The 14,578-nt window shown below is 69.1% G+C and carries 12 protein-coding genes; 10 read left to right on the top strand and 2 right to left on the bottom strand.

From position 1 onward, the window contains the following. The first annotated feature begins 72 nt into the window (after nt 1–72). Genes ACIBVN_RS21885 through ACIBVN_RS21870 form a run of 4 tightly spaced genes read left to right on the top strand, consistent with a single transcriptional unit; the run spans nt 73 to nt 4,964 of the window. On the top strand, nt 73–1,335 hold the full coding sequence (locus ACIBVN_RS21885; RefSeq protein ID WP_397139046.1) for a nucleotide sugar dehydrogenase: 1,263 nt from the start codon (nt 73–75) through the stop codon (nt 1,333–1,335). A 19-nt stretch (nt 1,336–1,354) separates the two neighbouring features. Next, nucleotides 1,355–2,443 carry a glycosyltransferase gene (locus tag ACIBVN_RS21880; RefSeq protein ID WP_397139045.1) on the top strand — a complete coding sequence of 363 codons (1,089 nt, stop codon included), beginning with the start codon at nt 1,355–1,357 and terminating at the stop codon, nt 2,441–2,443. Between the two features lie 21 nt (nt 2,444–2,464). Then, nucleotides 2,465–4,255 (top strand): DUF4434 domain-containing protein, encoded by a 1,791-nt coding sequence (locus ACIBVN_RS21875; protein ID WP_397139043.1) that lies wholly within the window; start codon nt 2,465–2,467, stop codon nt 4,253–4,255. A gap of 43 nt (nt 4,256–4,298) precedes the next feature. Then, nucleotides 4,299–4,964, top strand: a complete 666-nt coding sequence (locus ACIBVN_RS21870) for an NUDIX hydrolase (RefSeq protein ID WP_397139041.1) — start codon at nt 4,299–4,301, stop codon at nt 4,962–4,964. A 28-nt stretch (nt 4,965–4,992) separates the two neighbouring features. On the opposite strand, the gene ACIBVN_RS21865 is transcribed toward ACIBVN_RS21870, so the two are convergent. Further along, a complete protein-coding gene (locus tag ACIBVN_RS21865) occupies nt 4,993–5,643 on the bottom strand; it encodes a GNAT family N-acetyltransferase (protein WP_397139039.1) in 651 nt (216 codons plus the stop codon). A 109-nt stretch (nt 5,644–5,752) separates the two neighbouring features. Here ACIBVN_RS21865 and ACIBVN_RS21860 point away from each other — a divergent pair, with 109 nt between their 5' ends. Then, nucleotides 5,753–6,658, top strand: coding sequence for a glycerophosphodiester phosphodiesterase family protein (locus ACIBVN_RS21860; RefSeq protein WP_397139037.1), 906 nt, complete (start codon nt 5,753–5,755; stop codon nt 6,656–6,658). Here ACIBVN_RS21860 and corA read toward each other — a convergent pair. After that, nucleotides 6,655–7,671 (bottom strand): magnesium/cobalt transporter CorA, encoded by a 1,017-nt coding sequence (gene corA, locus ACIBVN_RS21855; RefSeq protein ID WP_397139035.1) that lies wholly within the window; start codon nt 7,669–7,671, stop codon nt 6,655–6,657. The genes ACIBVN_RS21860 and corA overlap by 4 nt on opposite strands. Before the next feature lie 447 nt (nt 7,672–8,118). Here corA and purD point away from each other — a divergent pair, with 447 nt between their 5' ends. The 5 genes from purD to ACIBVN_RS21830 all read left to right on the top strand — a co-directional run bounded on the left by purD (nt 8,119) and on the right by ACIBVN_RS21830 (nt 14,559). Further along, nucleotides 8,119–9,333: a phosphoribosylamine--glycine ligase gene (gene purD, locus ACIBVN_RS21850; protein ID WP_397139033.1), complete on the top strand. Its 1,215-nt coding sequence runs from the start codon at nt 8,119–8,121 to the stop codon at nt 9,331–9,333. After that, nucleotides 9,330–10,166 carry a phosphoribosylaminoimidazolesuccinocarboxamide synthase gene (locus ACIBVN_RS21845; protein ID WP_397139031.1) on the top strand — a complete coding sequence of 279 codons (837 nt, stop codon included), beginning with the start codon at nt 9,330–9,332 and terminating at the stop codon, nt 10,164–10,166. The genes purD and ACIBVN_RS21845 overlap by 4 nt, the downstream gene beginning before the upstream one ends. Before the next feature lie 77 nt (nt 10,167–10,243). Next, a complete protein-coding gene (gene murA / locus ACIBVN_RS21840) occupies nt 10,244–11,509 on the top strand; it encodes a UDP-N-acetylglucosamine 1-carboxyvinyltransferase (RefSeq protein ID WP_397139029.1) in 1,266 nt (421 codons plus the stop codon). Between the two features lie 200 nt (nt 11,510–11,709). Then, the gene (locus ACIBVN_RS21835) at nt 11,710–12,999 is read left to right on the top strand and encodes a transcriptional regulator (protein ID WP_349453766.1); all 1,290 of its coding nucleotides are present in this window, start codon (nt 11,710–11,712) and stop codon (nt 12,997–12,999) included. 552 nt (nt 13,000–13,551) lie between these two features. Continuing rightward, complete coding sequence (locus ACIBVN_RS21830) at nt 13,552–14,559, top strand: EamA family transporter (protein ID WP_397139027.1); 1,008 nt, start codon at nt 13,552–13,554, stop codon at nt 14,557–14,559. Nucleotides 14,560–14,578 lie beyond the last annotated feature (19 nt).

Here is a 14,578-nt window from a genome sequence, read left to right as displayed (position 1 = left end):
GCGTGAGCTAGGTGGACTTGAGATAACCTTTGCGACCATGAAGTGTTGTTTCCGGCTCTCTAAGGCACTGCTGTGACAGAAATCGACTTGGCTGTCATCGGCCTCGGCTACGTCGGCATGCCCCTCGCCAAGGAGGCAGTGAACGCCGGCCTGCGGGTCGTCGGCGTGGACGTCGACCCCGCCAAGGTCGACGCGCTCAACGCCGGACAGTCCTACATCGATGACCTGACCGACGCCGACCTCGAGCACATGCTGGCCAACGGGTTCAGCGCCACGCTCGACGAGACCGTGCTGGCCAGAAGCAACACGATCGTCATTTGCGTGCCCACCCCGCTGGATGAGGACCACCGCCCGGACCTGTCCGCCGTGGAGGGCGCCACCAGGACCGTCGCCCGCAACCTGAGCAAGGGCACGCTCGTCGTGCTCGAGTCCACCACCTGGCCGGGCACCACCGACGAGGTGGCCAGGCCGCTGCTGGAGAGCTCGGGACTCGTCGCGGGTGAGGACTTCCACCTCGCCTTCTCGCCCGAGCGCATCGACCCGGGCAACCCCAAGTTCGGGCTGCGCAACACGCCCAAGGTCGTGGGCGGCTACACGGCGACCTGCCGCGACCGCGCCACGGCGTTCTACGGGCAGTTCATCGAGCAGGTGGTGCCGGTCAGCGGCACCCGCGAGGCCGAGATGGCCAAGCTGCTCGAGAACACCTACCGGCACGTCAACATCGCTCTCGTCAACGAGATGGCGATCTTCTGTGACGAGCTCGGGATCGACCTGTGGGAGTCGATCGAGGCCGCGGCCACCAAGCCGTTCGGCTTCCAGAAGTTCCTGCCGGGTCCCGGCGTCGGCGGGCACTGCATCCCCGTGGACCCGTCGTACCTGTCGTACACGGTGCGCAAGCTCGGCTACCCGTTCAGGTTCGTGGAGCTGGCGCAGGAGATCAACGAGCGGATGCCGTCGTACGTGGTGGCCCGCGTTCAGCGTCTGCTTAACAGGCATAAGAAGCCCGTCAACGGCGCGAAAGTCGTTATGCTCGGCGTCACCTACAAACCGGACATCGCCGACGAGCGCGAGACCCCGGCGCTCCCCGTGGCGCGTGCGCTGCTGGAACTGGGCGCTGACTTGTCGTTCGCGGACCCGTATGTCAAGGAGTGGTCGGTAGACGGCACTGCGGTGCCGCGTGAGGAGGATCTGGCCGAGGCCGTGATCAACGCGGACGTGACGCTGCTCCTGCAGCAGCACGCCGCGTTCGACCTCGACATGGTCGAGGCGAAGGCCAGGCTCGTGCTGGACACCCGCGGTGTGCTCACCGAGGGTGAACGGGTCGAGCGGCTGTAGCGACGGAGGGCTGCGCGCAGTGCACGTGCTCGTCATGACGGTGGTGCATAACCCCGAGGATGCTCGAATCCTGCACAGGCAGATTCGTGCCCTTGTGGATGCCGGTCATGAGGTCACGTACGCCGCGTCGTTCACCGCGCACGGCGTCGTACCGCGACCCTGGGTAACCGGCGTCGACCTTCCCCGGGCCGCGCAGCGCAAGCGGATGGCGGCCGTGTGGGCCGCCCGGCGGCTGTTCAAGCGCATGCGCAACAAGGTCGACCTCGTCCTCATCCACGACCCCGAGCTGCTGTTCGCCGTCTGGGGCGTGCGCAACAGGCCGCCCGTGGTGTGGGACGTGCACGAGGACACCCCCGCCACGCTCTCGCTCAAGCCGTGGCTGCCCGCGCCGCTGCGGCCTCCCGTGCGCTTCTTCGCCCGCATGCTCGAGGGCACCGCGGAGCGCCACATGCATCTGCTGCTGGCCGAGACGGCGTACGCGGGCCGGTTCAAGCACGCCCATTTGATCGTGCCCAACGAGACCTGGGTGCCCGACTCCGTGACGCCTCCGGGTGACGACCGGGTGGTCTACCTCGGCTGGTTGTCCAGGGCCCGGGGTGTGTTCGAGGCCGTCGAGGTGGCGAAGCTGCTGCAGCCGTACCGCGTGGCCGTGGAGCTGATCGGGTACGCCGACCCGCAGAGCCGTCCCATGCTCAACCAGGCCGTCACCGAGGGCTTACTGGAGTGGCGTGACTTCATGCCCAACGACGAGGCGCTCAAGCGGCTCGACGGGGCACTGGCCGGTCTGTCGCTGCTGCACGACGAGCCCAACTACCGCCACTCGATGCCCACGAAGATCGTGGAGTACATGGCGCACGGCATCCCCGTCATCACGACCCCGTCGCCGCGCGCCGTCGAGCTGGTGGAGCGCTATGACAGCGGCGTCGTGGTGCCCTGGGAGGACCCCAAGGCCGTCGCGCAGGCCGTGCTGACCCTGCGCGACGACGTGCGCGAGCGGCGGGCGCAGGGCGCGCGCGGCTACGCGGCTGCCCGCGCGAACCACCACTGGCCCAACTCGGCCAAGCGCTTCGTGGCCCAGCTGGAGTCCTGGGCCGGGGTCAAGCGGTAATCCATCAAGGGCGGTTTTGACGTGCGCTGGCTCTTCGTGGCCGCTGGCCTTGCCATTCTCGCGGTGGTCGCCACCGTGATCATCGTGCTGCCGTCCTCTTCTGACAAGCCTCCGACCGCGGCCTCGCAAACGCCCAAGGCGGCGCACACCGCGCCGACGCCCAAGGTGACGAAGTTCACCGACCCCTGTGGAACGTTCGAGACCAAGGAGCGGGCCCCGTACGCCGTGACCGGCTACTGGATCACCCCCAAGTCGAACCCCTGCACCTGGCGCACCCAGCTGAAGGAGATCCACGACGTCGGCGGCGACACGATCATCAGGATCGGGTACGGCCTGCAGTTCCGCACCGTCTCGGAGTCGGGCGAGATCCTGACCAGGGACGGGGAGCTCGACTCGCTCTACAAGGCGTGCGAGGAGGACGGGCTGACCTGCCACGACGCGGCCGAGCGCGACCTGCGCGAGGCCAACCCGGGCAACAGGGTCGGCCGCACGTACGTCTACCGCACCGACGAGTCGTTCAGTCCCGCCCTGTTCCGCTGTCCCCAGATGGAGCACCCCATCAAGGCGGGCAGCCGGATCTACTACCGGCTCATCACGCAGCCGGACGGCTCGGACGACGCCACGTGCGACTTCTCCAGCAGGGCGACCGCGTACGACATGATCCTGGTGGCCGGGTCGCCCAAGGACAGCCTGAAGGAGCTGCTCGACCTGGGCGACCAGTTCGGCATGCAGATCTTTCCCGCGCTGCCGCTGGCGCCGCGCGATCCCAAGATCGAGACCAGGGCGAACAAGAAACATGTCGGCACGCTGACCACGCTGACGCGGCGCATCCTGCAGGACTACGGCGCGCGCTTCGCCGACCGGAAGTCGCTGGGAGGCGTCTACCAGCCGTTCGAGGTGCAGATGGCCGACACCCTGGCCACGAACCCGACGCTGGAGGTGTACGCCGACCAGCACACGATCGTCGAGCAGGAGCTCGGGGGCAAGCCCATCCTGATCAGCCCCTACATGGACGCGCGCAAGCGGGTGGCCTTCGGCCAGACGCCCAGGCAGGTGGCCGAGGCGTTCAAGGCGCTGGCCAAGACGGGGGTCGGCATCATCGCGCCGCAGGACAGCCGGGGGACCGGCAAGGTGGGGCTGTTCTGGCCGGACCAGCGCGGCGACGAGGTGGACGAGCGGCTGCGCCCGGTGGTGGGGGAGTCGACGTACGAGACGGCGTACCACGGCTCCACGCGCGACTACTACCGCGAGATGTCGGTCGCCCGCGAGGAGATGGTCAAGGCCGGCCACCAGGTGGACCTGTGGGCGAACGTGGAGGCGTTCGAGCCGTCGGGCAAGGAACCGTGCGCCGCGCAGGGCACCCGGGGCAAGACGGACAAGAAGCGTCTGGACGCGGCCGTCACGATGGCCGGGCGTTATGTCCAGAAAGTCGTCTCCTATATGTGGAGCGACTTCATGACCTGCGGGAGTCCCTCCCTCGAAAAGGAGATCATCACCGACTGGCGGCGCCCGATCGCGGTGGACGCCATCAGGCGGGGCCGTGACATCCAGGACGGGGTGGAGGTGCGCGGCTACAACTTCAAGGACAGCACCGTCACCATCACGTGGTCCGGGGGCACCAAGGATCTGGTGGTGTCCGCGGTGGGGTGGCTGGACGAGCAGCCGATCGAGGAGCTTCCCGAGGGGATGTCCACGGCGTGGGTGCCGTTCGACTGGACGCAGGTGCCCGCGGGCGAGTGGGTCAAGATCACCGTGAAGGGCCCGGCGGGCCAGGTGTCGACGGAGCCGCTGCACGTCCGGATCGACACTTAGGGACGGTTCGCTCCCCGCACGCGACAGCGTGTAACGTGCCTGCATGGTCCCGAGCATCCCGGTCAGCGTCGACCTGGTCGTGCTCACCGTCAGAAACCAGGCGCTGAGCGCGCTGGTGTGGCGCCGCGACAACCCCCCGTTCCTCCGCCGCTGGTCCCTGTCGGGGGGCTTCATCCAACTGGACGAGGACCTTCCTGCCGCCGCCCAGCGCATCCTCGCGGAGCGGGCCGGCCTCCCGGGCGCCCCGGTCCACCTGGAGCAGCTCCAGACCTACGGCTATCCTGACCGTGACCCCCGCCAGAGAGTCCTGAGCGTCGCCTACCTGGGCCTGGCCCCCGACCTGCCGGCCTCGGAGAAGGCCCACATGAGCTGGCAGCCGGTCGACTCCCTCGCGGTCATGGCCTTCGACCACCGCCGCATCATGCAGGACGGCATCGAGCGGGCGCGGGCCAAACTGGAGTACACGTCGCTGGGTGCGGCCTTCTGCCCGCCGGAGTTCACGGTGGCGGATCTGCGCCGCGTCTACGAAATCGTCTGGGGCCGCTCGCTGGACCCCAGAAACTTCCACAGGAAGGTCACCAAGGCGGAGGGCTTCCTGGTGGAGACGGGCGCCACGACGACCCGGGACGGCGGCCGCCCGGCCAAGCTCTACCGCCGCGGCCCCGCCGAGCTCCTCCACCCTCCGATGCTCCGCAGCCTCAAGGAATAGCCCCGCACCACAGCGAGCCGGTCCCCTGTCAAGGGGTCGTCAGGACGGCGGCGGTCATCGGGGTGTGCAGGGTCCAGCCGAGGGTTTCGTAGAGGGCCTGGCCCTCCGCCGTGGCCACCAGAACGCCCGTACGCGCCCCCATCGACCCCGCCGTGCTCGCCAGAGTCTGCATGACCACCGTGCCCAGCCCGCGGCGGCGGTGGTTGCCCGCCGTCTCCACCTGGTCCACGACGGCCGTGCGACCCGCCAGCGCGAACTGCCCCCTGGCCGCGACCTCGCCCGCCGCCGTCAGCAGCCGGGCCGCCGTGACGCCGGCGCGGGTCGTGACGGCCAGCGTGTAGCCGGCGGGAACGCGGGGCGTCCTGCGGGTCAGGGACACCGTCATCATGAACTCCGGATCCTGGACGGCCCACCGCTCCGGCAGGAGCGGGGCGACGGCGGAGGCGGAGGCGCAGAGCTTCAGCCACGTGCCCGGTGTCGTGATGGTGCCGGTCAGATGGTGGAGGATCCCGGGGGTCGGAGCGGTCACGATGTGGCGGGACACGTGGCCGGGCAGGCCCACGTCCACTCGCAGGCCCCACGGCTGGGGCACGGGACGAGGGGCGTTGCGGGAGATCACCCAGCCGTCCACCCAAGCCCGGACTGTTGCGGGATGGGCAGTTTTGAGAACCTCCGTCATGATGCCCAGCTTATGGTCTGGCCCCGACAGACGACCGGGGCGTAGCAGGATAAAAAGGACACGGCGTGGCATCGCCGAGTCGTGCCCCGCGCCAGGTAGGGTCCCCGTTGTGCGCGTTGAGATACATGGTCACCGGGGAGCTCGGGGCCTCTGGCCGGAGAACACCCTGCCGGGAATGAGCCGCACGATGGAGCTGGGCGTCCACGCGCTCGAGCTCGACGTCGCCCTCACTGCCGATCGCCGCCTCGTGCTCACGCACGACCTCACGGTCTCCGCCGTGACCAGTGCCGACCGGCGGCCGCTCAAGGCAGGCGATCCACTGTTCCCGTACGTCGGCAAGCCGATCAACGGCCTGACGCTGGCGCAGCTGCGCACGCTCGACGTGGGCGTACGGCTGCCGCGCCATCCCGACGACCCGTTCGCGCTGACGCAGATCCCCATGCCCGAGACCAGGATGCCGACGCTCGGCGCGGTGCTGGGGCTGGTGAACGCCTACGAGGCGGAGAGCGTACGGCTGCACGTCGAGCTGAAGTCCGACCCCACCAGGCCGGAGCTGACGCCCGACCCCGAGCTCTTCACCGAGCTGGTCGTCGAGGAGCTCGACCGGCACGGCCGGCTCGGCAACGTGGCCATCCTCAGCTTCGACTGGCGGATCATCACTCACGCCGCCAGGCTCGCCCCTGGCGCGCGGCGGTTCGCGCTGATCGAGCCGGACACCCTGCACTGGCACGACGACCTGGGTGACGACATACCGGCCGCGGCCCGGCACGCCGGCGCCACCACGCTCTCGCCCGAGCACATCATGGTGGACGAGGCGTTGATGGCCCAGGCGAACGCCGCCGGGCTCGAGGTGGCGGTCTGGACCGTCAACGAGACCGGCCTGGCGGCGAGGATGCTGGACCTGGGGGTGGCCGGGATCGTCACCGACTATCCCGACCGGATGCGAGAGCTCTGGCGGGAGCGGGGGCTGGAGCTGCCCGAGCCCGTGGGCCCGCTGAAGCCGGTGGGGGTCTAGAGCCAGCCGTTCTTGCGGAAGCCTCGGTGCAGGAGCACACAGGCGGTGACCATGACGCCCAGCACCGCGGGGTAGCCCCAGACCTGGTTGGTCTCCGGCATGAAGTCGAAGTTCATGCCGTAGATGCCGGCGATCATCGTCGGCACGGCCAGGATGGCGACCCAGGACGAGATCTTGCGCATGTCCTCGTTGGCCAGCGCGTTGGAGCGGGCGAGGGCGGCCTGCAGGATCGAGCTGCAGAGCTCGTTCGAGCCCTCGACCTGCTCGCACACCCGGGAGAGGTGGTCGCCGACGTCACGGAAGTATTCGCGCATGTCATTGGGGATGACGCGGCGCTGCGGCAACGCGGACAGCGGGGAGAGCAGTGGGGTGACGGCCCGCTTCATCTCCAGCATCTCCCGCTTGAGCTGGTAGATCCGGTTGATGTCGCGGGAGCTGACGTCGGCGAACACCGTCGCCTCGACCTCTTCCAGCTCGAGCTGCATGAGGTCGGCGACCTGGAGGTACTGGTCGACGACGTGGTCGGCGATGGCGTGCAGGACGCCGGAGGGGCCGCGGTTCATCAGCTTGGGCTTGTCCTCGAGGCGCTCGCGGACCAAGGTGAGGGGGCAGTGCTCCCCATGGCGCACCGTCACCACGAAGTCCACGCCGAGGAACACCATGATCTCGCCGGTGGCGATGATCTCGCTGGTGGCGGTCAGCTCGTCGTGGTCGAGGTAGGAAACGGTCTTGAGCACCATGAACAGCGACTCGCCGTACCGCTCCACCTTGGGGCGCTGGTGGGCCTTGACGGCGTCCTCCACGGCCAGCGGGTGCAGGCCGAACACCTCGGAGAGCCACTCCACCTCGGGGGCCTCGGGCTCGTGCAGGCCCACCCAGACGAACGCGTTGGCGCCGTCGGAGGTCTTGTTGTGCTCGCGTACGAGGTCGAGCGCATCGACGATGCCGGCGGCGGCGACCTTCTTGCCCTGGATGTAGGCGCCGTACTCGACGATGGAGTCGACCGGGGGCACACAGACCTCACGAACTGGATCGGCGAGCTGGAGCCCGGTACGAGGACGAACAGGGTGACGGTTGATGCGACGGAAAAGCGTGGACGAGCGCATGGCAGTCCCTTTCCGCCCGACCTGGCACGCTCCACGCGCGACGAAAAGTCACCTCACAGAATGCGTGGAGGCACGATCAGGCTGCCGGATTGGAGTGGTCGGGGGTATGCGGGGTGTACGTGTGCGAGCACGTACTGCTGGGATCACCAGGATTCATCCCGGACCACCTCCAATCACATTGGGACGCCGCGAAGCCGCCCTAACTTACCACAGGCGGGTGAACTTACTTGACGATACTCGCAGGGATGGCCTCGACTCAGGTAGAAGTCGACAAAGTTCCTGTGCTATTCCGGTGGACGGTGTGGGCGAGCACCCTCGCGTGCGCCGGGCGGCGGGCCTGCGACAATGGATCGCGTGCGCGTTCTAGTCATTGGTTCCGGAGGGCGTGAGCACGCCCTGTGCCGTTCACTCAAACTCGATCCCCAGGTCAGCGAGCTCCACTGTGCCCCGGGCAACGCGGGCATCGAGGAGGTGGCGACCGTCCACCCCGTCGATCCGCTCGACCCTGGGCAGGTGGCCGAGCTGGCCCTGCGGCTGCGGGTCGATCTCGTGGTGGTGGGGCCGGAGGCGCCGCTCGTGGCGGGCGTTTCCGACGCCGTGCGCGAGGCGGGCATCGCGTGCTTCGGGCCGTCGAGGGACGCCGCCATGATCGAGGGCTCCAAGACGTTCGCCAAGGAGATCATGAGGGCGGCCGACGTGCCGACCGCGCGGGCCAGGAGCTGCGTCACGGAGGAGGAGGCGGCTGCCGCTCTTGACGAGTTCGGCGCCCCGTACGTGGTCAAGGACGACGGGCTCGCCGCCGGCAAGGGCGTGGTCGTCACCGAGGACAGGGCGAAGGCGCTGGCGCACGCGCGGGCGTGCGAGCGGGTGGTGATCGAGGAGTTCCTCGACGGGCCCGAGGTGTCGATGTTCGCGCTGTGCGACGGCAGCACCGCCGTGCCGCTGCAGCTCTCGCAGGACTTCAAGCGGGCCTACGACGGCGACGAGGGCCCCAACACCGGCGGCATGGGCGCCTACACGCCGCTCCCGTGGGCGCCGGAAGGGCTCACCGAGCAGGTCATGCGGGAGGTCGTGCACCCGACGATCGGCGAGCTGACCAGGCGCGGGCTGCCCTACCAGGGCGTGCTCTACGTGGGGCTGGCCCTGACCTCGAAGGGGCCGAAGGTCGTCGAGTTCAACGCGCGCTTCGGCGACCCGGAGACGGAGGTGCTGCTCGACCGGCTGGAGACGCCGCTGGGCGGGCTGCTGATGGCGTGCGCGACCGGCGAGCTGGGGCTAGACCCGGTGTTCAGGGACGGCTCGGCCGTGACCGTGGTGATCGCGTCGGAAAACTACCCCGAGGCGCCGGTCAAGGGCGACGCGATCAGGGGGCTGCAGGAGACCGCGAACGCGTACGTCCTCCACGCCGGCACCAAGCGGCAGGGTGACGAGGTGGTCTCCAACGGCGGCCGGGTGCTCAACGTGGTCGGCCACGGCCCCGACCAGGAGAGCGCGCGCCGGGCGGCCTACGAGCTCGTCGGCCGGATCGAGCTGCGCGGCTCCTTCCACAGGACGGACATCGCCCGATGAAACTCGTGCACTCCGGCAAGGTCCGCGACCTCTACGAGACCGACGAGGGCCTGCTCCTGATGGTCGCCTCCGACCGGATCTCGGCCTTCGACTACGTGCTGGAGCCCGATATCCCGGACAAGGGGGCCATACTCACGCAGATGTCGCTGTGGTGGTTCGACCAGCTCAAGGACGTCGTGCCCAACCATGTCGTGGCGCCCGGCGACGACGCCCGCAGCGTGCTGTGCCGTCCGCTGCGGATGGTGCAGGTCGAGTGCGTGGCGCGGGGCTACCTGGCGGGCGGCGGACTGAACGATTACCGCACCGACCGCACGGTCTCCGGGATCCGCCTGCCGGAGGGGCTCGAGGACGGCTCCCGGCTGCCCGAGCCGATCTTCACGCCGTCCACCAAGGCGCCCGTGGGGCAGCACGACGAGCCGATCTCGTACGAGCAGGTCGTCCAGGAGGTCGGCCCGGAGACCGCCGAAGAGCTGCGGCGGATCACCCTGGCCGTCTACACGCGCGGTGCGGAGATCGCCCGCGAGCGCGGCATCGTCGTGGCCGACACCAAGATCGAGCTCGGCTGGGACGCCGACGGGGTGCTGACGCTGGGTGACGAGGTGCTGACGCCCGACTCGTCGCGGTTCTGGCCGGTCGACCAGTGGCAACCCGGCCGCGCGCAGCCTTCTTTTGACAAGCAATTTGTGCGCGATTGGCTACTATCGCCCGAATCAGGATGGGACAAAGCCTCCGGAAACCCCCCACCTCCCCTTCCCGACCACGTGGTCGAGCGCACAAGGCAGCGATACCTAGAAGCATATGAGCGCGTCACGGGGGCTTCCTTTAGCGGATGATTCGGCTGGGCCATGTGGTGTAAGCGACTACTGTTGGCCCGATCGAGCCTCACCGTTGAATTCAAGGAGCCGCACGAATGGTCCGTTACCGCGTGCGCGGTGGCAACGCACTGCGTGGAACCGCGTTCATCCAGGGCGCGAAGAACGCCGTGCTACCCATGATCGGTGCGGCTCTGCTCGCCGCCAAGGGGCGCACCGTCCTGCGCAACGTGCCGATCATCGAAGACGTCCGCCGCGCGATCGAGCTGGCCGAGGCGGTCGGCGCGTACGTCGAGCTGCACGAGTCCGAGCGCACGCTGGTCATCGACGCCTCCAGGGTGGACAGCCCCGTGCTGCCCGCCGCGATCGCCAGGCGGTTCCGCGGCTCGGTGCTGTTCACCCCCGCGCTGCTCCACCGGCTGGGCGAGGCGGTCGTGGAGGGCGTCGGCGGCTGCAACCTCGGCAGCCGCAACCTCGACTTCCACTACCTCGGCTACAAGCGGCTGGGCGCCATCGTGGACGAGGGCGACACCGTCATCCACGTCAAGGCGTCCGGGCTGACCGGCGCGACCCTCTACCTCGACACCCCGTCACACACCGGCACCGAGAACCTCATCATGGCCGCCGCCCTGGCCAAGGGCACGACCGTGATCGAGAACGCGGCCCTGGAGCCCGAGGTGCTCGACGTCATCGACATGCTCACCAAAATGGGCGCGCGGATCAGCGGCGGCGGCACGGGGTTCATCACCGTGGAGGGCGTGGAGGAGCTGCACGCCGTCGAGCACACGGTGATGCCCGACCGGCTCGACGCCGGCGTGTTCGCGATGGCCGCGGCCATCACCGGCGGCGAGCTGAGCCTCGTGGGCACGGGGCTCGACCTCGGCGTCGTCCGCTACAAGCTGGAGCAGATGGGCGTCGAGTTCGCCCGCCAGGGCGCCGTGCTGCAGGTGCGATGCGAGGGCCCGCTGCGGCCGATCAACATCATCACCGACACCTACCCCGGCTTCGCCACCGACCTGCAGTCCCCGATGATGACCGTCGCCGCGCTCGCCGACGGCACGAGCTACATCCACGAGCGCATTTTCGACGGCAGGTTCGCCCTGGCCGGAGAGCTGAACAAGATGGGCGCGAACGTCGAGGTCGAGGGCAGCCGGGCCATCGTGCGCGGCAGGACGCCGCTGACCGGCACCGAGGTGACGGCCCACGATCTCCGCTCGGGCATCGCCCTGGTGCTCGCCGGGCTCGCCGCCGAGGGCGAGACCGTGATCGACTCCGGATACCTGATCGATCGCGGCCACGCGCATCTCGCCGCCCGAATGCGCGCGCTCGGCGCGGACATTACACGAGAGATTTCAGAGCGCTAAAAAAGGTGGAAAAACCTCGTTGAGCTGCTAGGACATCTTGTCGGGCGGTCAACCTCAACGGCTTTCCGGAAAAGTCGGGCGTGACATTACGGCCCCCGCGAGCGATCGTTCCAAAAGAGAGCACTGCAATGGACGGCAGGATGGGACGAACATTGGTCGATAGGGCCGAAGAAACTCCCCGAGTGTCACGCCCGGGCGCTATGACACCGGACCTAACCATCGGCGTGGTCGGACCCCACGACCTGGTCGAGCGAGTCATGCTCATGGGCCACGCCGCGGCACCTTTGCCGTGTCGCCTTGTCGCGGCCGCGTACCGCGACGAGCAAGAGGCGCCCGACAAGGTGACGCGGCTCGGTCCCGGAGTCGACGCATGCCTGTTCGCCAGCCCGGTCCCCTATGACCTGGCCAGGCGTTCCGGCGTGCTGACGATGCCCGCGACGTACGTGCAACTCGGCGGAGCAGCATTAGTGGCGGCGCTGGCCAAGGCCGCGCTCGACCCCCGCATCGATCCCCAGCGGGTCAGCATCGACGTGGTCAGCAGGGCTGATGTCGAGGAGGCGTACACCGACCTCGGCATCCCCGCCACGGACGTGCACAGCCGCGACGAGCCGGGTGCCACCGGCACGATCGCGGCCTACCACGAACGCCTGGTCAGGCAGGGCGCGACCTCGGGAGCGCTGACGTGCCTGCCCGCGGTGGCCGAGCGCCTGCACACGGCGGGCGTGCCGGTCATCAGGATCAGGCCGACCTCCGGCGCGGTCCGCACGGCGCTGCACACGGCGGCGCTGCTGGGGGCGCATCACCGGCTGGAGGAGTCGCAGCTGACGGTGGTGCTGGTGGAGGTGCCGACGCTGCGCGAGCCAGTGCGCCGCGCCGCGCCCCGCTACTGGCGCGACGAGCTGCGGCTGTCGCTGCACCGGCTCCTGGTCCAGGAGGCGAACCGGATGAACGCCACCGTCTGGCCCATAGACGATCACAGCTATTTGGTTACCGCTACCAGAGGCTCGATCGTGTCGGCGACGGACGGGTTCAGGGTGCTGCCGTTCGCGGGCAGGATCAGGGACGAGCTGGGGCTGGCGGTCGAGGTCGGCGTGGGCATGGGGCGTACGACGCACGACGCGGAGTCGCACGCCCGGGCGGCGCTGGCCCGCACGCAGGCGGGCAAGCAGGCGCAGGGGTTCGCGGTGGACCGGGAGGGGCGCGCGCTCATCCCTGCCCCGCGCATGCCACCTGCCGGATCCGCCGCACTCAAGCCGAAGGGCGTGGAGGTGCTGGCCCGGCTGGCGGCCAAGCTGGAGGGCGGAGACACGGTGGTCGACGCCGAGGGGGCGGGCAAGATGCTGGGGGTCACACCTCGCACGGCCCGGCGGTTGCTGCGCACGTTGGTTGACGAGGGACTCGCGTGGCCGCTCCCGCCGAACCGCACGCCCCAGCCCGGGCGTCCGCGCCAGTTGTACCGGCTGATCGTGGAGAAACTCGGCCCCCGCTGAGCCATTCACCCGGGAGAGCGCCGTGATAGGGGCCCGTCGCCTTGTGGCGGCGGGCCCTTGGCATTCACCCCCAACCCGTCTCGTACGGGGCTGAGCGGCATCACGGAGACTGATGGGGCGATTGAGGGGTTTGTCATGAACCGGGCTCGACGATGATGTTGACAACGGATGTCATTTTTGCGAACTCCCACATTGACTCCGGTGAAGTAATTGGTTGACCCGTGTAGATGCGGGTATGTTCTCCTGCGCCCCCGATCGACAAGATTCGGACGGGGGCGCCAACTTTTCTGGCGCAGACCATCCGCTCGAGTCCGCCGAGTCGCGCGTTCCCGGTGTGTACGTTTCTGGCCGGGTCGCCGCGCTTTCGCCCAACTCCACGTCCTCGGGAAGATCTGCCCTGGTCGGAGGCCGGGGGCCGTGGTAGCGATCCTGCCGGTTTCGGGCAGATTCGCCCGGCGTTGGGGTCGGGACGTCAGCGGGCGCCCGTCTGTCGGGGTTCGAGGTCCGATATGTGCGGGATGGTGCAACAGTCGACCTGTATCGTCATCAGCCATGAGCGCAAACACCACTGACACCCGTGCGCCGCTCCTGGTGTGGGGCGCCTTGGCGATCGTCTATGTGGTGTGGGGGTCGACTTACCTCGGGATCGCCATCGCGATCGAGTCGATACCGCCCATGCTCCACGGTGCCATGCGGTTCATCACCGCCGCCGCCCTGCTCGCCGGCTTCCTGCTGGTGCGGTCGGGGCCGTCGGCCTTCAGGATGACGCGCAGGCAGTTCCTCGGCGCGGCCCTCGTGGGCGTGCTGCTGCTGACCCTGGGCAACGGGATGGTGGCGGTGGCCGAGCAGTACATCTCCACGGGCCTGGCAGCGCTTCTGGTGGCCTCGGTGCCGCTTTGGCTGGTTGTGTTCAGGTTCGCCGTGCGCGACCGTCCTAAGGCCCTCACGATCGCGGGCGTGCTGGTCGGGCTCGGCGGGGTGGCGGCACTGTCGCTCACCGGCGCCGAGGGCGGCAGCGGCGTCGGGATCGTGGTGGTGCTGCTCGCCTCGGTCTCATGGTCCGTGGGCTCGTTCCTGTCGAGCCGGATCGAGTTGCCCGCCAATCCGCTCGCCACCAGCGCCGTCGAGATGGTCGTGGGCGGCGCCGGGCTGCTGGTGGTCGGCACCGGGTCCGGCGAGCGGCTCGACCTGTCGGCCGTCACCACCAGATCCTGGCTGGCCCTGGCCTACCTGATCCTGGTGGGGTCGCTGATCGGGTTCACCGCGTTCTCGTGGCTGCTGGGCAACGCCCCCATCTCGCTGGTGTCCACCTACGCCTACGTCAACCCCGCCGTGGCCGTCGCGCTCGGCGCGCTCGTGCTGCACGAGCCGATCACGACCCAGGTGCTTGTCGGCGGCCTGATCATCCTGGTGGGCGTGGCACTGGTGATCTCAACCGAGCGGAAGCGACCGAAGCGCGTCCCCGAAGACGTCGACGCCGGCCCCGGTGCGCGCGGTGGACAGGAGCCACAGCCCGCGCGGCACCATGTCGACCCCGCGGTCGAGCGGCGCGGTGTGTAGGCGGGCCAGGGCCGCCGCG

The sequence above is a fragment of the Nonomuraea sp. NPDC049400 genome (genome assembly GCF_044466425.1).
Classification (GTDB): domain Bacteria; phylum Actinomycetota; class Actinomycetes; order Streptosporangiales; family Streptosporangiaceae; genus Nonomuraea.
The sequence above is the reverse complement of the archived record's forward strand: the minus strand, read 5'-3'. Positions and strand labels throughout refer to the sequence as shown.